Annotated in this window: 18 protein-coding genes; 14 read left to right on the top strand and 4 right to left on the bottom strand. The window is 54.0% G+C overall.

Going from position 1 to position 22,874, the window contains the following annotated elements; genetic code table 11:
* Nucleotides 1-2 precede the first annotated feature (2 nt).
* Nucleotides 3-1,811, bottom strand: a complete 1,809-nt coding sequence (locus E5201_RS06060) for a tetratricopeptide repeat protein (RefSeq protein ID WP_181404551.1) — start codon at nt 1,809-1,811, stop codon at nt 3-5.
* Between the two features lie 236 nt (nt 1,812-2,047).
* Between E5201_RS06060 and flbT the strand changes: the two genes are divergently transcribed.
* From flbT to E5201_RS06125, 13 genes are all read left to right on the top strand, one after another.
* Entirely contained in the window at nt 2,048-2,443 is a 396-nt protein-coding gene (flbT, locus tag E5201_RS06065) for a flagellar biosynthesis repressor FlbT (protein ID WP_140985137.1), read from the top strand.
* 2 nt (nt 2,444-2,445) lie between these two features.
* Nucleotides 2,446-2,817, top strand: coding sequence for a flagellar biosynthesis regulator FlaF (gene flaF, locus E5201_RS06070; protein WP_140985139.1), 372 nt, complete (start codon nt 2,446-2,448; stop codon nt 2,815-2,817).
* 223 nt (nt 2,818-3,040) lie between these two features.
* The gene (locus tag E5201_RS06075) at nt 3,041-3,871 is read left to right on the top strand and encodes a flagellin (RefSeq protein ID WP_140985140.1); all 831 of its coding nucleotides are present in this window, start codon (nt 3,041-3,043) and stop codon (nt 3,869-3,871) included.
* A gap of 271 nt (nt 3,872-4,142) precedes the next feature.
* A complete protein-coding gene (locus E5201_RS06080; protein ID WP_140985142.1) occupies nt 4,143-5,078 on the top strand; it encodes a flagellin in 936 nt (311 codons plus the stop codon).
* Between the two features lie 113 nt (nt 5,079-5,191).
* Entirely contained in the window at nt 5,192-5,539 is a 348-nt protein-coding gene (locus E5201_RS06085) for a flagellar protein FlaG (RefSeq protein ID WP_246050413.1), read from the top strand.
* 176 nt (nt 5,540-5,715) lie between these two features.
* Nucleotides 5,716-6,645, top strand: a complete 930-nt coding sequence (locus E5201_RS06090) for a flagellin (protein ID WP_140985144.1) — start codon at nt 5,716-5,718, stop codon at nt 6,643-6,645.
* A gap of 193 nt (nt 6,646-6,838) precedes the next feature.
* Complete coding sequence (locus E5201_RS06095; protein WP_140985145.1) at nt 6,839-9,652, top strand: transcriptional regulator; 2,814 nt, start codon at nt 6,839-6,841, stop codon at nt 9,650-9,652.
* A gap of 165 nt (nt 9,653-9,817) precedes the next feature.
* Nucleotides 9,818-10,378, top strand: a complete 561-nt coding sequence (locus tag E5201_RS06100; protein ID WP_246050414.1) for a hypothetical protein — start codon at nt 9,818-9,820, stop codon at nt 10,376-10,378.
* An 11-nt stretch (nt 10,379-10,389) separates the two neighbouring features.
* Nucleotides 10,390-10,842: a hypothetical protein gene (locus E5201_RS06105; RefSeq protein WP_140985149.1), complete on the top strand. Its 453-nt coding sequence runs from the start codon at nt 10,390-10,392 to the stop codon at nt 10,840-10,842.
* Between the two features lie 129 nt (nt 10,843-10,971).
* Entirely contained in the window at nt 10,972-11,475 is a 504-nt protein-coding gene (gene ssb / locus E5201_RS06110) for a single-stranded DNA-binding protein (protein ID WP_140985151.1), read from the top strand.
* 109 nt (nt 11,476-11,584) lie between these two features.
* Nucleotides 11,585-14,365: a DNA gyrase subunit A gene (gene gyrA / locus E5201_RS06115; protein ID WP_140985152.1), complete on the top strand. Its 2,781-nt coding sequence runs from the start codon at nt 11,585-11,587 to the stop codon at nt 14,363-14,365.
* Between the two features lie 35 nt (nt 14,366-14,400).
* Entirely contained in the window at nt 14,401-14,883 is a 483-nt protein-coding gene (gene coaD, locus E5201_RS06120) for a pantetheine-phosphate adenylyltransferase (RefSeq protein WP_140985153.1), read from the top strand.
* 4 nt (nt 14,884-14,887) lie between these two features.
* Nucleotides 14,888-15,736: a peptidylprolyl isomerase gene (locus tag E5201_RS06125; RefSeq protein WP_281280208.1), complete on the top strand. Its 849-nt coding sequence runs from the start codon at nt 14,888-14,890 to the stop codon at nt 15,734-15,736.
* Nucleotides 15,737-15,770: 34 nt separating this feature from the next.
* Here E5201_RS06125 and E5201_RS06130 read toward each other — a convergent pair whose 3' ends face one another.
* From E5201_RS06130 to E5201_RS06140, 3 genes are all read right to left on the bottom strand, one after another.
* A complete protein-coding gene (locus tag E5201_RS06130) occupies nt 15,771-16,547 on the bottom strand; it encodes a DsbA family protein (protein ID WP_181404552.1) in 777 nt (258 codons plus the stop codon).
* A gap of 14 nt (nt 16,548-16,561) precedes the next feature.
* Nucleotides 16,562-17,962, bottom strand: a complete 1,401-nt coding sequence (locus E5201_RS06135) for a M48 family metalloprotease (RefSeq protein WP_246050423.1) — start codon at nt 17,960-17,962, stop codon at nt 16,562-16,564.
* Nucleotides 17,963-18,086: 124 nt separating this feature from the next.
* Nucleotides 18,087-20,774: an Rne/Rng family ribonuclease gene (locus E5201_RS06140; protein WP_140985156.1), complete on the bottom strand. Its 2,688-nt coding sequence runs from the start codon at nt 20,772-20,774 to the stop codon at nt 18,087-18,089.
* Nucleotides 20,775-21,396: 622 nt separating this feature from the next.
* Between E5201_RS06140 and E5201_RS06145 the strand changes: the two genes are divergently transcribed.
* The gene (locus E5201_RS06145) at nt 21,397-22,635 is read left to right on the top strand and encodes an N-acetylmuramoyl-L-alanine amidase family protein (protein ID WP_140985158.1); all 1,239 of its coding nucleotides are present in this window, start codon (nt 21,397-21,399) and stop codon (nt 22,633-22,635) included.
* Nucleotides 22,636-22,874: the final 239 nt, after the last annotated feature.

Here is a 22,874-nt window from a genome sequence, read left to right on the forward strand (position 1 = left end):
CCTCAGGTGATCAGGTTGAATTCCTTAATTAGCGCCTCGCGTATTTCCTGAATTACTGCTGACCAGTCATAATTGTAATATTTAAAGGCTCTGACCGTCGGGTACCAGGGGTAATAGTCTGTGCCCAGTCTTACCCACGAATGGGCGGCGCTGAATTTCCATACCTTGACGCCCGCTGCGGCGGCCAGATTGCTGGTGGCGTTAGGCGGGGCAATGACCAGATCGAGCGCACGACACAGGGCGCACAGGTCATCCAGATCTTTGGTGAGATCAATGCCCTGTGGGTTCCAGATTTTCAGGCCTTCACGTTCGGCCTCAGCCAGTTCTGCGCTCGCGTCACCATATTGCAGATTGATGAAATGCGCTCCGGGCGTGTGTAGCAATGGTTTCCATTGCTCGAAGGGTGAATAATGCCGGTCCCGCTGAGAGTGCTTGATGAGTGATTTCCACAGAATGCCGATCTTGGGGCCATCATCGAGTTTGGCAAGCTCGGCCTTCCAGTACGCCACCCGTTCAGGGTCAGGCTTCAGGAAAACGTTTTCAGCGGGGAAATCAGCCACACTGTTCCGGTATTTTTTGGCGGGTTCAGCCAGCAGTGTCCATGCATCAAAGATATTGGGGTCGGGCAGGTTTGAGAAGCCGCGCAAGCGTTTCTGGTTCCATTTAACGGTAATATGGCCAATCACATCCATTTCTGGGAAAGAACGGGCGAAAAGCGATACCAGACGCGGCTCTACGGCGAGCGTAATCTTACCTGAGGGCCCCACATCCCTGATTAAATCGGGAAGTAATGAGCCAAACAGAACCTCATCCCCCAGACCCTGTTCGCCGCATATAAATACATGCTTACCGTTTATATCGATTTCGGGGGTCCATTGCGGGCGGTTGATCAGGTGAATGATCTCGGTATCGGTGCCTTTGTACAGGCGGCCTTCGTAATAATCCCATGCAAAGCGTCCCATGCACATGCTGGAAAAACTGATGGACAGATTAATTTTGTTTCGTTCTTCGGTTGTCGCATGGGGAAGCGCTTTTTTCAGGTGCGAAATGCTTTCCTCAAAGTCTCCGGTCTCTCTAAGGGTATTGCCCATATTATACAGGGCCAGTGAATTGTGCGGCTCATAGGTAATGGCTTCGTTGTAAAATATGCGCGCATTTTCTAAATCGCCCTGCGTTTCCACAACCGTACCGATAGCGTTCCATAACAAAGCGCTTTGGGGGTGAAAATGAAGTGCGTTACGCAATATATCTATGGCATCTTCAAACTGGCTTCGGTCTCTAAGGGACGTCGCCAGATTGTTCGCGGCTTCTTCGTTATCCGGTTCGTGCCTGAGGACGTAACTGAACAGTTTCTCACAGATAGGCAAATGGCCGAGCCTGTAGGCCAGACGCCCCAGATCATTGGCAACAGGCAAGTTGTGCGGGCGGATTTTTAGCGCCTGTTCATAGCTGTGAAAGGCATCTTCAAGAAGATTTTGTTTCTCTTGCGTGATAGCCAGAATATGCCAGGCATCAGCAGCGGCCGCATCGAGTTTCAGCGCCTCCTGCGCCAGTTCTGCGCCTTTTTTCCAATCATTGCGATGGAGGGCTTTCAGGGCAGCGCGAAGTGTTTTCAGAGTCTTTGAGAGTTTGTTTTTATCGGTAATAACCTCGAGCCGTTTGAGGGAATCACGGGACCCGCTGTCGCCCACCATACCGGCAGCAATGAGGGAGGGCTTGATAAAATCCGACCTTGGCAGATTGTTCAGAATGTCCTGACTCAGGTCGGCCGGTGTTGTGGGCTGAGAAAAAGGTAAGGAGGATTTGTTCATTTTTTTCTCCGCTACGTCAGGGTTCTGCATAATTCGGCAAGGTTCGTGCGTAAGGTGAATAGTGCGATTACGCGTAAATCATGTCATTACGTCATAAGAGATTCGTGCCGCACTTACCTAAGGAATTATAGGGCCTGAACCCCTAAGGAATTCTAAGGCGCATGAACTAAGTTTTAACCCGGCCAAAGCTATGGTTTACTATAGGTCTGTGCCGGATCAGATCCAAGGAAAGCCATATGCCTCTGAAGCTGTCTCTGAAGCCCGGAGAAAAGTTTGTTCTGAATGGTGCGGTTGTTCAAAACGGTGACAGACGGTGTTCACTGGTTTTGCAGAACAAGGCATCGGTCCTGCGTGAAAAAGACATCATGCAAGAGAATGAAGTCAATTCGCCAGCCAGACGAATATATTTTCCCGTAATGATGATGTATCTGGATGAAGGTGGTGCCGCGAAGTATCAGGAAGAGTTCCTGCTGCGTATGAATGATTTTGTAGGTGTGATTTCCAATCCGGAGATTCTCCAGAATTGTGTAGCTATTTCACGGGCTGTTATGGCTGGTGAATACTACAAAGCCCTTATGGGGTGCCGCAAATTGATTGATTATGAAGATATCAGGTTAGGGACGAAAGAGTAGGCATGTCGTTACAGGCTTATCAAACAGCGATAACGCGCAACGAAGATCCGCGTCAAACTGAGTACCGGCTGCTCGCTCAGGTTACACGCGCACTTATGGCGGCGGAACACGCTGATAAGACTGATATGCAGACCCGTATAACGGCTCTGGACCATAATCGTCAGGTCTGGACCGTTTTTGCCAATGACTGTTCAGGGGAAGGAAATGGTCTGTCACCTGCGCTACGGGCGCAGATTATTTCATTGTCCCTTTGGGTTGGTCGTCACACTTCGCTGGTTATCCGCAATAAGGAAGATATTGGTCCTTTGATTGAGATCAACCGTATAATCATGCAGGGGTTGATGCCCGCAGCAGGAACGGAACAGGTCGGTTAATTTTTCCTTTCGGCTAATATTGCCGGGTGAATATCGGATTAAAGGGCGGGAATCTTGATTCCTGCCCTTTTTCAATTATATTTTATTAAATAAAATCAATTACTTGGAAAGTTAATTTTTCCTTTCTGGCTGGCATTTGGTTTGCAAAAGTGTCGTTGGGCCAAAATGGCTTTGCGGTAAAATTGCCGCTTAAAATCCCCGACCAGAATGGAAAGGATAACCGATGGCAACTGTATCGGTAAACACGAACGTGGGCGCAATGGTTGCGCTCCAGAACTTAAATAAAACGAATAAGGCACTAAATGAGAGTCAAACGCGTATTAATACAGGCCTGAAGGTAGCCAGCGCTAAGGACAATGGGGCAATCTATGCGATTGCCCAGAGCCAGCGTAGCGATGTTAAGGCCCTTAATGCGGTCACTGAATCCCTGAATCGTGCTGTATCTATAGTGGATGTGGCATTAGCGGCGGGTGAAGGTATCTCAGATATCCTTATTCAGATGAAGGAGATAACCTTAGCCGCGCAGGATACGGGGCTTGATGATACGGCACGGGCAACCCTTGCAGAAGACTTTGAGGCTTTGCGAAATCAGATCAGACAGGTTTCGCAGGGGGCGACTTTCAATGGTGTAAACATTATTGACGGAAGCCAGACATCTGTTTCACCCTTGTCCTCCACTAAGGGGGATAAGATGAGAGTAGAGGCTAAAAACCTGGATGTGGGTGGCACTATTGTGACCCTGTCCTCAGCAGCTACTTTCGCAAGTGTTACGGCGGCAGCGGCACAATTTGCTGCGGTTGAGCTGTCCCTTAAGAACGTGTCGGGGGCTTTGTCGTCGCTTGGTACGGCATCCAAGCAGATATCAAGCCACATTACATTCGTATCCAAACTGTCGGATTCCATGGAGGCGGGTATCGGCAATCTTGTCGATGCAGATCTGGCAAAAGAGAGTGCCAAGCTTCAATCGTTGCAGACCAAGCAGCAATTGGGCATTCAGGCGCTTAGTATTGCTAATCAGGCACCGCAAATGGTGCTTAGCCTGTTTGGGCAATGACAACAAAGGCGGGGGCAAAAGCTCCCGCCATTTTTTTATGAGGAAAATTTTTCCTCATGGTCGGCAGAATCTTCCCGGTAATTGTGCGTTGAGGCAAAAATTACCGGGGTGTTTCGGTTGAATATTTAAAAAAAATTCAATTAAATCAAATTTTTATAAATTATTTTAGTTGAGAGTTGCGAGTGGAACGTTCTTTGCAATCTTTCCATCAGGCAAAATGCCTACCGACAGACAAAATGTCGTCGGTTCATCCAGAATAAGGAATGACCTCATGGCGCTCAATAGCGTTAATACGAACTTCGGCGCGGCCGTAGCTCTGCAAAACCTCAATAAAACCAACTCACAACTTACGACGACCCAGAACCGCATCAATACCGGTCTGGCGGTTTCGTCTGCCAAGGACAATGGCGCTATCTATGCCATCGCCCAATCGCAGCGTGCCGACGTGACGGCTCTGAATGCGGTGTCTCAATCTCTGAACCGTGGTCAATCTGTCGTTGATGTAGCCCTGGCGGCCGGTGAATCTATCTCTGATCTTTTGGGTCAGTTGAAAGAAGTAACCGTTTCGCTTGCTGACTCCGGTGTTAAGGATGAGGCGCGTGAGGCTCTGGTTGAGAGCTATACGTCGATCATCTCGCAAATCAACGATGCAGCAAACGGCGCCACCTTTAATGGTGTGAACCTGCTGACCGGTGATAAGGCTGATGCAACCAAAAACCTGAATGTTATTTCAGGGCTTAGCCCAACAGCAGGATCCGCTGCTGGCGCGACCGGGCCTTCCGGTACGGCTGGTGCGGCTGCAGTATCGGCTAAGGACATGATCTCACTGAAGTCATTTAACTTCACATCGACGTCCAGTGCCGGTGACGGTGTGAACATGGCCAGCATTGCCGCTTTCTCTGCTGCTACGGATGCCAGTTCTGCTGCTTTGGCAGCTACCCGTCTGGCGGAAATTGACACCGTAATCAACAATGTCTCTTCGGCACTGTCCACACTGGGCACGGGTTCCAAGCAGCTTGAAAATCAGGCAAGCTTCATTTCGAAGCTGTCGGATTCAATGCAGGCCGGTATCGGTAACCTGGTCGATGCCGATCTGGCGAAGGAAAGCTCGAAACTGCAAGCGCTGCAAACCAAGCAACAACTTGGTATCCAGGCGCTTTCGATCGCGAACCAGTCTACTTCGACGGTTCTGAGCCTGTTCCGCTAAGCGTAAAAACCAGCGGCGCCGGCTCCCTGAAAAGGAAGCTGGCGCTGTCTGCTTTAGGCCCATATGTAAACAGAGGGCGTTTGGTTGCAGCCCAGGCTTCAACGGACGTAATTATGGAGATGATCAACAACATAGTCAGTGTACCTGCTGTATCGCCTGAGGTGTCTCAGGTACGGGCGTCACCGGAACTGGTGAAGCAGGTGAACGGTGTCGCGACTGTAGAGGCGGCAAAAAAATCTGATAAGCGCAGTGATTTATCTGAAAGATCGCACGCGCATCCTCAGCCTAATTACATGCTTAAACTGACGGTAGATAAGGACCCTGATACGGGAGAGTTTATCTATAAGGCGATAGATCGTCATACCGGTGAAGTGGTGCGTCAGCTTCCGCAGAAAGAACTGGTCAGTATGCGTCATTCAGCAGCCTATCAGCCAGGATCGGTAATTACGACCGATATCTGACCATCGGTTTGTGGTTAAGGTTTGTTATCCACCGTACGCTTAACTGCGTGCGGATATTGCTGTTTGCGTGCATTAACTATTTGGTTACCATAATTCTTAAGACTGTGAGTCGCGTTTATAGTTATGGCCGTTAAACGAATCGGTCTCCGGAACGCAGAATTATGGAGGGCTTGCACATGACGGCCAGTGTACACACAAACAAGTCTGCAATGATTGCGTTGCAGAATCTGAACGCGTCAACGACGCGGCTTGAGTCAACGCAAAATAAGATCAGCACAGGCCTCAATATCAGTGGCGCCCGGGACAATGCGTCCGTCTATTCCATTGCGCAGGGGCAACGTGCTGACCTCAGTTCGCTTTCAGCGGTGACCACCAGCCTGAACCGCGCCACTTCCATTGCAGATGTAGCTATGGCGGCGGGGGAAAGCATCTCTGATCTGTTGAATGAGATGCGTGAGAACGTTGTTGCGGCAATGGACCCCTCTATCGATGAGCAATCACGCATTGCCTATAACGATCAGTTTCAGGCTCTGTTGCGTCAAATTGCACAGATGAGCGAGAGCGCCAAGTTTGATGGCGCGAATATTCTCAATGGTGTGCTTCCCGCCGGCATTGATTTCATTGCTGACGCGGACGCAGGCCAGACCATTAATCTTGGCTCGCAGAACTTCAAGGTCTATGCAACATCTTCTGCTGCGGGGGCGGCATCGGCGGCTTCGGTCGCTACGACGGCATCACCTGCAACCACCAGTATCCCGCATATCCGCCTGTTCTCGGATGATTCATTGTACGTTGCCGGAAGCAAAAGCGCGTCGGTTTCCGCAGCGACGGAAATACTGGGTCGGCTGGACACGACAATTAAAAATGTCAATTCGGCCTTGGGCGCACTTGGAGCGCAGGCCAAGCAGATTGAGGGGCACCTGACCTTCGTTAGCAAACTAACAGACTCTCTGACGGCTGGTATTGGTAATCTGGTGGATGCGGATCTGGCAAAGGAAAGTGCGCGACTACAGGCACTACAGGTACAGCAGCAACTGGGTACGCAAGCGCTTTCAATTGCCAATCAGGCGCCACAGGTCATATTGAGTCTTTTCCGGGGCGGTTAATAGAGATATAGCGCTTTGGCTTGTTTTCAAAGCCTTTGCGCAAGTGGTTCTGTCGTTTATTAACGCATTTTAAGGACTGTATCGGCATACTCGGTCAGAACCATTTTGCACCTGAGGCCTATCTGTTTTGATCACCTTCGATGCCAGCTTTTTGACAAGTTATTACGCTGCCAAAAACGGTACTGGCTCGGCGATGAATATCCCTGTCAAAAACGCATCACCTACCGGTACCACCAAGGCACCGACGGCGCCCTGGGATGCCAAATCCAATGCAGACGGGTCGTCTGATCTGGCTAAAAAAGCCCTTTTGGGGGCCAAATTTATCAGGGAATCCAACATTTCCCTTGATTTGCCCGGCGCGTCTCAGGATTACAAAAAGTTGTTCACCCTGTATCAGGCGCTAAATACCCTTCAGGGCATTGTTGAGCGGGCGCAGGAAAAAAATGTTTCGGCAACCTCTATGCGGACGCTGGAACGTGTCTTTGCCAAGGGTATGAACGAGATACAGGGCTATCTGGATAAGACCACACTGGAACATGTGGGGCTGGTTCAGGGGCAATTGACTGAACGCCTCAAAAGCACGACCGGTGTGCCGCGCGCCAACCCGACCTATGTGGGCAAGCCGGTGCATCAGGGAACGGCGACCGATTCGGTTAAGGCATTTGAAGGCGATGTTAAATTTACCATCCGCATTGATCCGCCCAAGGCGGGTATCTACGAGCCCAAGGTTATCGAAGTTAATCTGGCGGATATGGAGCCCGGCCTTACCCGCAGCATGGGAAATGTCACGGCCTTCATCAATGAAAAGCTTGGCGCAGAGGGCGTGTCCACACGCTTTTCCGTTGAACGCACACCGGCGGTGCCCAAAAAGGCGATGGTCAATGGCAAGGAAGTGATCATTGATAAGGGTAAGGACAGTTTTGCCCTTAAGGTAAATGGGTCGACAACTGAAATCCTCAGCTTTTCAGCGGAAAAAATGTCTGATTCCGTCTATGTCGTGCAAACAAGCGGTGACACAGATAATGACAATAAAAACAAGCCTGAGACCCTTAACGACCTGAGCCGGCAGATACTGAAGTTTCAGGCTGATATTTCCGATACTCAAGCCTCGGTCACGCGATCTGGCGTGGGCGATAGCTATTGGGTAGAGGGCCGGTCTACGCAATCCTCACTTGAGGACTCCATAAAGGCGGTGCATCAGACCGTTTCAGGGCCGGATGGCTCGGTTTATGTGCTGGCGAATGTCGATGGTGAAATTGACGGGCAGGGCATTAAGGGGGCGCAGGACGTCGCCCTTATTAAATACGATTCAGCGGGTAATGTCGTTTATACGCGTACGCTTGGAGCGGTCGATACGGCTTCGGGCTACGCTATGGCCATTAGTGATGATGGGCGCGTCGCTATTACCGGTTCGGTCAAAGGGCAGTTAACAACGGAAACGACATACTCTTTTACTACGGATAGCGGGGCGGTCTACAGTCAGAATAGTTACAACTATTCAAAAGGATACGATAAATCCATTACCGATAGCTTCGTGACGGTCTTTGACGCCAGTGGTGTCGAAGAGTGGACGCAACGGCGTGGCTCAATCGGACAGGATGAGGGTCTTTCGGTTGCCTTTGGTGAGGACGGTTCTGTCTATGTTGGCGGGCGGGCACAAGGTGTGATGACCGGTGCAACCGATGGCACAGACGCGCCTGCCGCCGTTGGTTCACAGGGCGGTTGGGATGCCTATGTCATGTCCTATGGGGCTGATGGTACCTATCAGGCCACCACACAATTCGGCACGACCGGTACGGACGCCGTCAGTGCCATGACCGTTGAAGGGAGCAATCTTTATGTGGCCTCTAATGAAAACGGTCAGGCGGTTCTGCATCGTTATGACCTGAGTTCAGGCCAGCCGGTTCTGACTGACAGCCGTAATCTCGGGCATCTGGGAGGGGGCAGCATCAGTTCGATCTCTATCCATGACAATAAGGTTTATCTGGGCGGGAGTGCGGATATTACGTCTACGGGCGGTCAGCCCGCACTGATGAGTGGTGCTGCCGTATCCAGTGCCCATAAGGGTGGCTTCGACGCTTTTGCCTTGTCTGTCAGTACGGATTTTGCCCAGACGGCTCATGATACGGTGGCTTATTACGGCTCGGATAAGTCCGAGCGCGATGCGAAGGTCACTTTCTCGGAAGGTCAGGCCTGGATTGCTTTCCAGACGACGGGCGAGGTTGCGGGAACGACAAAGCTGGGTGAAAAGGATGCGGTTCTGGCGCGTATGGATGTTGCCACCGGTCAGGTGGGCTGGCAAACCCGTTATACAGGTAAGGATGGCGAGGTTAATCCCAATGCCATAGCGGTTTCCAAAAATTCGACCAGTGTGCTGGATCAACTGGGTCTGCCCGGGGGCACCTTGCTATATAAGGATTCAACCACAGTTACCTCGGGTACTTCGGCCCGTGCCGGCGATGAATTTTTCATCCGTGATCCTAAAACCGGTGTGAAAAAGAAAATCACCATCGACGGTAAGGACACGCTCGAAAGTTTGGCGACCAAAATTACCCGCGCCACCGGTCACAAGATGTCCGTTAAGGTTACACGATCAGGCGGTGAATCGGTTCTGACCATTACCCCAAAATACAAGAACGCTGAAATCGAGATTGTGCGCGGTGCGGATGGTCGTGATGCGTTGGATAGTCTGGGCTTAAGCGAGGGGCTGGTGACGAATAAAGCCTCTCCGGCGACCAAGTTGGGTAAGAATGATATGAAATTGTTTGGTCTGTCGCTCGATTCCGGACTGAGTATTGGCAATATCGATACCCTGGCTGATACCAAGGATTTGATTGCGGCGGCCATGCGCAATGTCCGTAGTGCCTATCGTCATGTACGCTATGGTGACCAGTCAGAGGACGGCGCAAATACCCCCGGCAAAACCGGCGGTCAGGTTCCGGCCTATCTGACGAGCCAGCTTTCCAATTATCAGGCCGCGCTGTCGCGCTTGACAGGCGGCGGATAAACAGGCCTTTAAAGGGAAACTGGTTTTCCCAATTCAAAGGCGCATTCTATGGCAGTACAGGACAGAAAGCGGTTGATATGGCTGGCAATTGGCGGCGCTGCCGCTTTAGTGCTGGCTATTGTTCTCGCGCTCTCCCTTTCCTCAAGACATAAGGACGGCCCCCGCATGAACGAGGGGACATCACCCGGACTGGTGCTGAATATAGATGAGGCACCAACGCTTGATGCCCAGAAAGAATTGCGTTGCTTTGTGAATGGCGAATTCGTCGGCATGCTATCGATTCCGGAATGTGCCAAGCGTAACGGCGTAGCCGCTCAGGCGCTCGATGTTGGTATTGACGAAAGCGGTGAAATGATTGCCGCGCCAACGGCGTCACTTGCCCCGCCGCCGGTACTGCCATCGCTTGATGCGACCGGTGACGGTGCCGCGCCCGTATCAAATGAGCCTTCGGAGATCGTGCCAGAAGCTCCGAGAACCGCATCAGGGCCTGTGGCGGCATGCCTGCGTTATTCGGGTGGTCAGTGGAACCGTTTGTCCGATTCGCTCACCCTGGGTGCGTGTGTGACGCTGCTCTATGATGGGCGTTGTGAGCGTCCGGGATCTGCGTCTTACGGACGGTGGGGTGCACAAAGCCTGCGTCTGGTGCCCAAGCGGGTAGAAATTTCTGAAGACAACCGCAATTTCCGCACATTGGTCGAGCAGGGTGCCGGATGTTCGGTAAAGTAGGAGCATATCCGATGCGTGTCGTAAGCAGACTGATTATCGGGGGGCTGGCGGTTGTCTCTGTAGCGGGGCTTGCGGCCTGCGACAATAACCGGCTGATTGCCCCAAAGGATCGGGGCGTGTGTTATCATGTGGGCTTCCCCAAGGATCAGGCCCCCAAGTTCAATGTCGTTGAAAAAGACGTTGAAAGTATTGAATATTGCGCAGCGCATCTCGACAAGCTGCGGATTGATTTCCTGCGTATGGGATCACCCCGCACCAATCTGGTGGGCACCTATCAGGGCACCTTCCTTTTTGTTGATTCGCGCGGTGTCCGCACCGGTCAGACCTATGAGGGGCCGCGGTTTGTGCTTCTGGTTAAGGCACCGGATGGACGGCTGGTGATGCCGGGCACTATTGTTCAGGAAAAGCCCGATTTTTCAGATGTCACAGCGGTGCCGGACAATCTTCCGGCGCAAAAGCGCTAAGTGTCGATTAGGTGTGAATAAAAAGTTAACGTCATTTGCGGGGGCTGGCGTTTCGTTTTAGTGTCCGCGCTTCACCTTCGGCTTATCTCCGCCTGAGGCATATCTATTCCAGAAAGAAGGACAACCGGCATGGCGGGTTCAGTCAACAAGGTCATTATCATTGGTAATCTGGGCCGTGACCCTGAAATCCGCACACTGAATTCCGGTGATCGCGTGGCCAATCTGACGGTGGCGACCTCTGAGCAATGGCGCGACAAGATGTCGGGCGAGCGCAAGGAAAAAACTGAATGGCACCGCGTGGTTATCTTTAATGATAGTCTGGCGAAGATTGCCGAGCAGTACCTGCGCAAGGGCTCTACGGTCTATCTCGAAGGGTCTTTGCAGACCCGCAAATGGACAGATCAGCAAGGCGTTGAAAAGTATACGACTGAAATCGTCCTGCAACGTTTCAACGGCAACCTGACGCTTCTGGGCGGTCGTGGTGACGGCGGTGGCGCGTCCTCCGGCGGCTATGATCAGGGCGGCGGTTACGGCGACGATTCGGGCTATGGTGCGCCGTCATCGGCAGGGCCAAAGGCACAAGGTTCCGGCCCGTCGCAGAATTTCGATCTGGATGATGAAATCCCGTTCTAGATTTCAGGAAAATTTGGGATTCACGCCTAAGGGTGATAGGGTGGCTTCTGCATAAGGAGCCACCTTGTGATTCCTTTTATCCGCATGAAAATAAACAGAAATTGACCTGATGACCGATTCTGATACTTCCGGCGTTTTACCTTCTGGCATAGCTCATATTTCGATTGAGGATGAGCTTAAGCGTTCCTATCTCGATTACGCCATGAGCGTGATCGTATCGCGAGCCTTGCCGGATGCGCGCGATGGCCTGAAGCCCGTGCATCGGCGTATTCTGTATATGATGTCGGTGTCAGGCTATACGCCTGAAAAATCGTTTGTGAAGTGCGCCCGTCCGGTCGGTGACGTCATGGGTCGCCTGCACCCGCACGGCGATTCGGCCATCTATATGGCGCTGGTGCGCATGGCCCAGTCGTTCTCGATGGGGCTGCCGTTGATCGAGGGGCAGGGGAACTTCGGTTCGGTTGATGGCGATATGCCAGCGGCCATGCGTTATACCGAATGTCGCCTGGCCAAGGCGGCCATGCCGCTTCTGGCGGATATTGAAAAAGATACCGTCGATTTCCAGCCGAACTATGATGGCAAGGAAGAAGAGCCGACGGTCCTGCCGTCGCGCATCCCGAACCTGCTGGTCAATGGTGCGGGCGGTATTGCGGTCGGTATGGCGACCAATATTCCGCCGCACAATCTGGGGGAAATCATTGACGCCTGTGTGGCGCTTATGGATAACCCCCAGATTCCGCTTGAGGAACTGCTTGAGTTCGTGCCTGGGCCGGACTTCCCGACCGGTGCTGAAATTATCGGCCGTTCCGGTGCACGTCAGGCGCTTCTGACGGGGCGCGGCTCGGTTATCATGCGCGGCAAGGCTTCGGTGGAGACCATCCGCAAGGATCGTGAAGCCATCATCATTACTGAAATTCCCTATCAGGTGAACAAGGCAACGATGATCGAGCATATTGCCGAACTGGTGCGCGACAAGCGTATCGAAGGCATTTCCGACATTCGTGACGAATCCGACCGTCAGGGTATGCGCGTGGTTGTTGAGCTTAAGCGCGATGCTTCGGGCGATGTGATCCTCAATCAGCTTTATCGTTACACCCAGCTTCAGACCAGTTTTGGTGTTAATATGCTGGCGCTTGATCATGGCCGTCCACAGCAGATGGGCCTGCGCAAGCTTCTGGAACTGTTCCTCGAATTCCGTGAGGACGTGGTTTACCGTCGCACGAAGTTTGAACTCAACAAGGCCCGTGACCGCGGGCACGTCTTGGTCGGTCTGGCGATTGCCGTCGCCAATATCGACGAAGTCATCCACATCATCCGCTCGTCCGCCGATCCGACCGAAGCGCGCGAACGTCTGACGACGCGCAACTGGCCTGCCGGTGACATGTCGCCGCTGATCGACCTGATTGCCGATCCGCGTTCCATCGTCCTTGATGGCGGTGAAGTGCGTCTGACCGAAGAGCAGGCACGTGCCATTCTGGCGCTTACCCTGTCGCGTCTGACCGGGCTTGGGCGTGATGAAATCTTTGGGGAAGCTCGCACTCTGGCCGATGCCATTGCGGGTTATCTGGCGATCCTGTCGTCGCGTGAGCGTATTCTTGGGATCGTGCGCGATGAACTGCTTGAGGTGCGTGAACTGTTCGCCGTGCCGCGCCGCACAACCATTGTGGATGGTGAGGCTGAGCTTGAGGACGAAGACCTGATCCCGCGTGAGGACATGGTCGTCACGGTTACCCACACCGGCTATGTCAAGCGCACGGCCTTAAGCGCCTATCGTACCCAACATCGCGGCGGTAAGGGTCGTTCGGGCATGGCGATGAAGGACGAAGATGCCATCACCGGCATCTATGCGGCGTCTACGCACCAGCCAATGCTGTTTTTCTCATCGGCGGGTAAGGCCTATAAGCTTAAGGTCTGGCGTTTGCCGCTCGGGACGCCGCAATCCAAGGGTAAGGCCTTTGTCAACCTGCTGCCGCTTGAGTCAAAAGAGACCATTACCAATATTCTGACCCTGCCCGAAGATGAGGCGGCATGGGATAATCTGGATATTATCTTCGCTACGCGTTCCGGCGATGTGCGGCGTAACAAGCTGAGCGACTTCGTCAATGTCAACCGGGCGGGCAAGATTGCCATGAAGCTTGAGGACGATGACGCAATTGTCGGCGTCGCCCTGTGCCGTGACGATCAGGACGTGCTTTTGTCCACAGCTTCGGGGCGCTCGATCCGCTTTGCCGTTGATGAGGTTCGCGTGTTTGCGGGCCGGAGTTCGACCGGGGTGCGTGGCGTGCGTCTGGGCGAAGGCGATACGGTCATTTCGATGGCTATTCTGCGTCGGGTCAATGCAACGCCTGCGGAACGGGCGGCCTATCTGAAACATGCGGCGGCTATGCGTGCGGCGATCAGTGGCGAGGGCGAAGATGTTGCGGTAACCGTTGAGGATGAGGGCGATGAAGCAACTGAGGATGCCGTTCTGCCGCCTGAGCGTATAGCTGAACTGGGTGCCGCCGAAGAATTTATCCTGACCATTGCCGATACCGGTTTTGGCAAGCGGACCTCCAGCTATGATTACCGCCGCACCGGTCGGGGCGGGCAGGGGATTGTCGCTATCGATCTTAGCAAGCGTGGTGGCAAGCTAGTGGCTTCCTTCCCTATCGACGACAGCGATCAGCTCTTGCTGGTGACCGACGGTGGCCAGCTTATCCGCACGCCGGTCGGGCAGGTACGCATCGCCGGACGCAATACGCAGGGCGTGACGATCTTCCGCACCTCTGGCGATAAGGTGGTGTCGGTTGAGCGTCTGGCCGAAAGTGCTGAGGATGCAGCCGGTAATGAGACTGGCGAAGATAGCGACGGCAATAATACACCCGATGTGGATAACGCGCCTGAAGCCTGATAAGGCTTTGGGGTAAAGTAAGGGGATAGCCGTTCATGCGCATTGGGCTTTATCCGGGGACATTCGACCCCATCACCAATGGCCATAGCGACATTATCGGTCGTGCGGTCAAGCTGGTTGACCGTCTGGTTATCGGCGTGGCGCGAAACACGGGCAAGGCACCGGTTTTCAGCCTTGAGGAACGGGTTGAACTGATCCGTGAAACCTGTGGCGCGCATGCCGATCGGATTGATGTTCTGCCGTTTGACAGCTTGCTAATGCACTTTGCGCAGGAGGTTGAGGCCAATGTCATTATCCGTGGCTTGCGTGCGGTGGCGGATTTCGAGTACGAGTTCCAGATGACGGCGATGAACCAGCAACTCAACCGTGAGATTGAAACGGTTTTTCTGATGGCTGATCCGCGTCATCAGGCGATTGCGTCGCGTCTGGTCAAAGAAATAGCCCAATTGGGCGGCAATATCTCGCCATTCGTGTCACCACTGGTGGCAGAGCGGCTTTTGCTTAAGGTTGGGAAATAACTGTATGGCTTTCACTATGGGGATGAAGCGCACGATTTCGCGTGTGATGGTATTGGGGGCTGCCGCAGTGATGACGGCGGGTAGCGCATTAGCCGCGGCACCCGGTTATCGGGATGCGGATGCGGAAAATACGCTGGTGATTGATACCACCAAGGGGCGCGTCATTGTTGAGATGTACCCTGAACTGGCACCGCAGCATGTGGAGCGAATGAAAACTCTGACACGTCAGGGCTTTTATGACGGCCAGATTTTTCACCGCGTCATCGAAGGCTTCATGGCCCAGACCGGAGATCCGCAAGGCACAGGTGAAGGCGGTTCCAACTTGCCTAACCTGTCGGCAGAATTCACCGTTCGTCGCGACACCAGCTTTCCGATGACGGTTGCCGCTTCGCCGCGCGGTTCGGTCGTGGGCTACCTTAAGGCCATGCCCGTTCAGACCCAGTCTGATGACCTGATGGCCATTACCAAGGATGGTAAGGTGCATGCCTGGGGCTTATATTGCCCCGGTGTTTTGGGTATGGCGCGGGCTGGTGATGTTAATTCTGCTAATAGCCAGTTTTTCCTGATGCGTAACTATAACAATGTGCTGGAACGCAAATATACGGCTTTTGGGGTGACGTTGGTGGGCCTTGATGTCGTGCGTAAGCTGAAACTCGGTGAACCGCCGGTTGATCCCGACAAGATGACTAAGGTGCAGATTCTGGCGGATATTCCTGAAGCCGAACGCCCGAAGGTCGAGGTCATGGATACTTCGGGTACGGCGTTTAAGGCGCTGATCGATCAGAAGCGTAAAGAGAGCAGCGCGGATTTCTCCGGTTGCGATCTGTCGGTTCCGGCAAGGGTTGTCGAATAAAGTAAAAGCCCCGTCTATCGGACGGGGCTTTTTTTTATCCTTTGGCCTTGGAGCGTTGCGTGGCCACTAGGGTTTCAATCTGCTTCATATCGGCCCCCCCCACCAGAACGCCATCGATAATAAAAGCCGGTGTGCCCGTAAGGCCCAGACTGTTACCCATTTTCAGGGTCTCGTCGATATGGCCCTGAACCTCGGCGGATTGTGATTTGGCGATGATCTCTGCCGGATTAAGTCCCACTGAGGACAGCAGGGCATTAACGTCCTCATCGGATTTCAGATCAACCGCATAGATGGCGTTATGAACCGCCTCATATTTTCCGCTGTCACGTGTCGCCAGAGCCAAGGCCGCCAGCAGGCGTGAGTTTTGGGTAATGACCGGATATTCCTTCACGACAATGCGCACATCCGGATTTTCTTTCAGAAAAGTCGCCAATTGTGGCGCGATGCGTCGGCAGTAGCCGCACAGGTAATCCTGAAATTCGACGATGGTGATCGGTGCGTTCGGATTACCAAGAATCGGGTCTTCGGGGTGAATCAGGACGCTTTCATTGGCCTTGTAGGCGGTCTCAAAGGCTTTGGCGGCTTCGGCTTCGTTGTGAGCCTGCAAGGCCTCGTAGCCGTCTTCAAGAACTTTTGGGCCGGACAGCACGCCACCGCGCACAATCAGGCTCTGAACCTGTGGTACGACATAAGGGGCTGCCGCCAGCACAAAGGCACTAGCAGCTAATGCCAGAGCAATATTGGTTTTGCTGAAAAAATTAGCGGTGGGCTTAGCCGATGAGATTACCGGTTCGGTCGGGGTGTCGGTCACGATTAGTCCTGTGTTTATTTGCGACGTGAGGGGGTTTCGCCATCAACCGGATCAATCCCCATCAGTGATGAGGTGGTCAGCACAATGTCACGTGCCCGACGATATTCCGGTGAATTGGTCTCAAGATTTTTCTGCGACCAGACGGCAAAAGTGCGGGCTTGCTGAATATTGCCGCGATGAAATTCGGCCTCAGCGGCCGCCAGACGCGCTTCGCCGCTCAGGCCCTGTCCGTCATAGGCCTGTGCCAGCAGGTTCCACGCGAAACTGTTGTCAGATTCGGCCTTGAGCGATTCTTTGAGGTGAAATACTGCCTTTTCCAGATTGGGGCGGTCACCCTTGGCTACCAGCGCCTGACCGAGATTAAGCTGAAGCAGCGGCGCACCGGGCATGAGCTCGACAGACCGCTGATGCGCCGGTATCGCCTGATCAATCTGACCGGTTTCGAAATATATCTGCCCCTTAAGTTCCCACAGATAGGGATTGTCCGGATAGTCAGCCAGCAGCAGATCAAGCTCGGAATGGGCTTTTTTCAGATCGGTCTGTTTGTACCAGGCAATGACGCGGGCATAACGGGCAGGGTAGGAGGTGTCGCTTTCGGGGTATTTCTGGAAGACATAGATCGGATGTTCCAGAAAGCCTGATAGCTTCGCCTTCATGATATCGAACTGATAGATGGTTTCCGGCGTATCGACGGCATTGTAATGGGGCTGCGCCTCGACCAGTTTGCGCAGGACGCCAATCCGGTCACGTGACAGGGGGTGGCTGCGGAAATACTGATAGCGTTCGGCATTACTGAAGGTTTCGGCGTTACGGAAGCGCTCAAAGAAGGTCAGCATGCCCTTGCCCGACATGCCCGCGCGCTCCAGGGCCTTGATGCCAGCAATGTCAGCGGCAGATTCCTGCGTCTGCATGTAGCGCAGCGCGCCAAGCGTGCCAAAGGTCTGCGAACTGGCCAGCAGACCCGCACCGGCATCCGGTGCACCGGCCAGCAGGGCGATAATCCCTAGACCAAGTGATATGGCCATGGGGGCCTTGGCCGCCTGATAGATTTCGTCCGAACGAACTGTGTGACCGGCACTCTGGTGACCGGCTTCGTGTGCGATAACGCCAAACAGTTCGTTCGGGGTTTCAGACTCAAGGATCAGGCCGGTATTCAGGCCGATAATCTGACGCGAGGTGGCAAAGGCGTTAAGCTGATTGTCGGCAATAAGCAGGAACAGCACCTGATCAGGATTGAGGCCGGAGGCGTCGAGAATAACCTTTGTTTCGGTTTTCAGAAACAATTCGATTTCGGTGTCACGGATGATCGATTGCGCGTCAGCCTTGGGCGAAAAACTGATCAGGCCAAGCGCCATCATTGAGGCCGCCGCCAGCGGTTTAAACCTGTTTCTGATCAGATCGCCAAACGCCATCATATACGCCCTATGAATCCCCAATCCGCAATATATAGCGGCAACAGTGACAAATCTAAGGCCCTGAGGCAAGTCCGCTGCGCTTAATGAAAAAGCCTCCGGTAAAAACCGGAGGCTTTGCAGTGGGTTAGCGTCGCCACCAGCCGCGCTTGGGTTTTTCCGGCGGGGTGGATATTTCGGATGGATCAGCTACAGGCGTGTCCACCGGTTCGCTCACGGTTGGTGCATAGGAGGTCACCAAAGGCTCTGCGGATACTGGTGCAGACGCTTCGATGGGCGCTTCGGCTACGGCGGCTGGTTCTGAAACCGTTTCCGCTACGGGCTCTGGGGGCTGTTCGGGCGCAACTGTTTCAGCCACAGCCACAGGTGCTTCAGCTTCTGTGTTTTCAGATGTTTCCGTCACGTCGGTTTTCTTGCGGCGCGTGCGTGTCCGGCGGGCAGGTTTGGAAATTTCTGCCTCCGTAGGTTCCGCACTTTCCGTTTTGACTTCGGGCAGCGGGGCCTCAAGTTCAACGGCTAGAGTTGCCTGTTCGGTGACGGTTTCAGCGACTGCTTCCTCAGCACCGGAACCCCTGCGACCGCGACGTGGTGGGCGTTTGCCCTTACGTGCCGGTTGATTTTGCAGACCTTCAGGCACCAGAGAGGTCGGTGACTGCGTGGCTTCACCCAGAACGGAGGCCTCAGAGGTGGTCGTGTCCGTCACCTGCGGCTTGTCTTCACCCTGAGGGGTTTCAAAACGCTTCTGGTGCTCCTCATGCGGATCGATCCACACATAGGGGTCTTCGAGCGACGGCGTGCGGGCGCGTACCCAGCCATAGGTTTCGCGCGGACGGCTGTCGAAGCCCCCACGACGACCTCCGCGACGGCCACGGCGACGTTTGCGGCCACGCGGGTCTTCGCCTTCGCTGCCGTTTTCGCCATCGTCATTGTCTGCGTCAGAGGCTTCATCGGAGGCCGTTTCGTCGGTCTTGCGCTCTTCGCGGTCGCCCCTGTCGCCGCGACGTCTGCGGCGGCGATTGCGGCGGCCATTGCGATCGCCATTGCCATTTTCAGATGACGCCTCGCTGTCGTCGCCGTCACGTTCAGAGACGGCTTCGTCTTCAACTTCCTCGTCGTCGATTTCGTCTTCTTCGATATCGGGGCCGAGATCTATAATCGGCTCAGGGCGTACCGGCGGTGTGAAATCGACCTCATCGGCATGAACCGTGCGGGTGATTTCAAATTCGGCATGGCTGAGATCCGGATCGATCTCGACATTGACCTTCAGGCCCCATTCGAGCCTGAGTTTGGCCAGATGCACCTGCTTTTCGTTCAGCACATAAAGCGCCACAGGCTGCGGCAGCTTGATGGTGATGGCGCCGGCGCCATGGGTCATGGCCTCAAGATCGATGGCACGCATGGCCGTCAAGGCAGAAGAATCGACCGAACGTACACGCCCCTGACCTTCGCAGTGCGGACAGACAACGGTTGTACCTTCAAGGAAACCGGTGCGGCGTCTCTGACGGCTGATTTCCATCAGGCCGAAGCCGGAAATCTTGCCCATCTGGATGCGGGCACGATCTTCGGACAGCGCGTCTTTCAGTTTCTTTTCGACGGCGCGGTTGTTTTTCGCCTCATCCATGTCGATGAAGTCGATGACCACCAGACCGGCCAGATCGCGCAGACGCATCTGACGGGCGGCTTCTTCGGCGGCCTCAAGGTTGGTTTTCAAAGCCGTGGCTTCGATATTTCGTTCCTTGGTCGATTTGCCGGAGTTGACGTCGATGGCCACCAGGGCTTCGGTCTGGTTGATAACCAGATAGCCGCCCGATCTCAGGGGTACGACCGGCGAATAGATACGGTTCAGTATATCTTCGACGCCATAACGGGCAAACAGTGGCGAATTGGCCTTATAGAGCTGAATCTTCTTGGCCTGGGACGGCATGATCATGCGCATGAATTCTTTGGCCGACCGGTAACCGTCCTCGCCTTCGACCAGAACCGAATCAAAGTCCTTGTCGAACAGGTCGCGGATAGCCCGTTTGACCAGATCTTCTTCTTCGTAGATCAGCGCCGGTGCATTGGATTGCAGAGTCGTTTCGCGGATGTTTTCCCAGACGCGCAACAGATAGTCATAGTCGCGCTTGATTTCCTGCTTGGTGCGCTTGGCCCCAGCGGTACGGATAATCAGCCCCATACCCTGCGGCACCTCAAGCGACGCCGCAACGGTCTTAAGGCGCTTACGGTCACTGGAATTGGTGATCTTGCGCGAGATGCCGCCGCCACGAGCCGTATTGGGCATCAGCACGCAGTAACGACCGGCCAGCGACATGTAGGTGGTCAGGGCCGCGCCCTTGTTGCCACGCTCTTCCTTGACGACCTGCACCAGAAGAATCTGGCGGCGCTTGATGACTTCCTGAATTTTGTAGCGCTTGATCAGGTGGGCGCGCAGGCGGCGCTCTTCGTCAGGAAGGTCGTCATGATCATCATGATCCTCTTCCTCGCCATTTTCATCGCCGTTATCCCTGGCGCTCTGATTGGCGGCAGCTTCACGGGCCAGCTCAGCCATAAGGGCTTCGCGGTCAGCGACCGGAATCTGGTAATAGTCCGGATGAATTTCATTAAAAGCGAGAAAACCGTGACGGTTTCCGCCATATTCAACAAAGGCCGCCTGAAGCGAGGGCTCCACGCGCGTTACCTTGGCCAGATATATATTGCCACGCAGTTGTTTGCGTGCGTGGCTTTCGAAATCAAATTCCTCGACGCGGGATCCGTTCAACACGATGACGCGGGTTTCTTCCGCGTGCGTCGCATCTATTAACATGGTTTTGGACATAGAGTGCTCCTCGGCACCGTGTCAGTCGCGCGCACAGAAGCCCGGGCGAACCCTTGGGGACTGGGGACGATAATGAACGGTGACGAATTTGGGTTGAGAGGCGTGCGCATCTGGCCGATCCGGCGCGCGTGGCGCATCGGGTCACTGAGGACAACGGCAATATAATAGCAGCACAGCCCATAGGGGAGGTTGATACCTTAAAAACTGGACGCGTCGGCCCTTAAAGGGGCGTGGCGTTAAATCTATTCAGGGTGACGCTTATATCCTGAGGGGAAAACCAACCGGATATCTTCGTCTGTGCAAAGCCTGATCTTGAGCGCGAGTGCGTCGCCGTCAGGGCTTTGAATTCTTCATTTCGTTTCACAAATACCAGTCGGACATATAAGGCGCTGAACTAAGCGAACCGGCCCGGAGTCTGCCCCGAAATCTGCAACATGTCACCTTGATCATACGGCCGGGGAGAAATAAACCCCGCCTTTGGTCTCAAAGAGGACATGTTACTATGCAACATGCACCTCAAAAAGAAAAGTCGTCAATTATTTTCTGCGTTAACGGGATAGCTACGGGTGTGGCGTAAGAGTTTACACACAAACATAAAATACGTGATGCGTGGAGCAATTATATGATCCGGCAATTTTGCCGCTTTGTAGGAATAGGCCGCTTTAAGGCAGCCGGTAAGGTCTGGGCTGGCGCGCTCATGGCCGCCACCATAAGTGTGGCCGTGGCTGAGGTGCCCACCGTAGCCGCCGCAGACAAGGCAGATACGTTAAAGGTCAGACTGGGGGGGACGCAATCTCAGACCCGTCTGGTCATCGATCTGGACACCAGTGTGCGTGGTGAACTTTTAAGTCGTGACACAGACTATTCACAGGCGGTGCTCGGTCTTTCGGGGGGCGGTATCCCTAAGGGGCAGTCCGGTGAGGGCCGCGGGCTTATCCGTTCGTGGAAGCTTGAGAGCATGGCCGGTATCACGCGTCTGAAAATTGAATTTAATGGCGAAGCCAGAATTTCACGCCGGTTTTTATTGCCGCCAGGTGATGGCGTTGGTCATTACCGGTACGTGATTGATGTTGTGCCGAAAAATGGCGTTACCCCTCAGGTGGTTCAGGCTGCTGTAGCCCCCACGCCCAAGCCGCGTGCCGCTGCGGTGCCGGTCGTCGATAAGCGTAACGCAAAGAAGATCATTGTTATCGATGCCGGACACGGCGGCAAGGACCCCGGGGCCAGAGGCAGTTTTTCGTGGGAAAAAGATGTCAATCTGGCGGCAGCCAAGACTCTGAAAAAGAAGCTTGAGGCCACCGGTCGTTACAGGGTCATCATGACGCGCGAGACAGACGCCTATGTGGATAAGGTGGCACGGGTGCGTATTGCGCGCAACGCCAATGCTGATCTGTTTATATCACTGCATTCCGACGCCAGCGCCAGTCCGGGTACGCGCGGTGCCAGCGTCTATACCCTGTCTGACTCAGGTACAGAACGGGCAGCGCGCAACGCCATGAATGCCGGTGACTGGTCCTTGCCCAAGGCGTCTGATGACAAGATGGTCAATCGTATTCTGGTCGATTTGACGCAGCGGGCGACCAAGAACCGCTCGGCGACGTTTGCGGAACTGATGCTGGGTAAACTTGAGGGCACCACGCCGTTAGTGAAATCGAGCCACAGGCAGGCCGGTTTTGTGGTTCTGCTGGCGGCCGATGTTCCGGCCATCCTGTTTGAAATGGGCTTTATGTCCAATGTCGAGGATGAAAAACTGCTCAATGATTCGGGCTATCAGTCGCGGATGATGGGGCAGGTGACCAAGGCCATTGATCAGTATTTCGCTAATGATGTGGCCTATGCCTCCTTTGCGCTGATCCCTTAAAAAGCCAAAAAGCTATAGTCTTCCGGATCAACCTCGTCCTTTGTGGCGAGGTTTTTTCATGATCGGTATGCCGAAAAAAAGCCGCAACAGGGTGAAATTTCAGACAATGGCTATGCCTGCTGCGTACGGTTTGGTACATACGGCGCAGAACTATGATTAAGCCTCACCCGAGGCTACGGAGGTCGTTTGCCACAACCCTCAGAACACCGGTCAGCGTCACACCTGCTGTCACAACGCTG

The sequence above is a fragment of the Asticcacaulis tiandongensis genome (assembly GCF_006475605.1).
Taxonomy (GTDB): Bacteria; Pseudomonadota; Alphaproteobacteria; order Caulobacterales; family Caulobacteraceae; genus Asticcacaulis; species Asticcacaulis tiandongensis.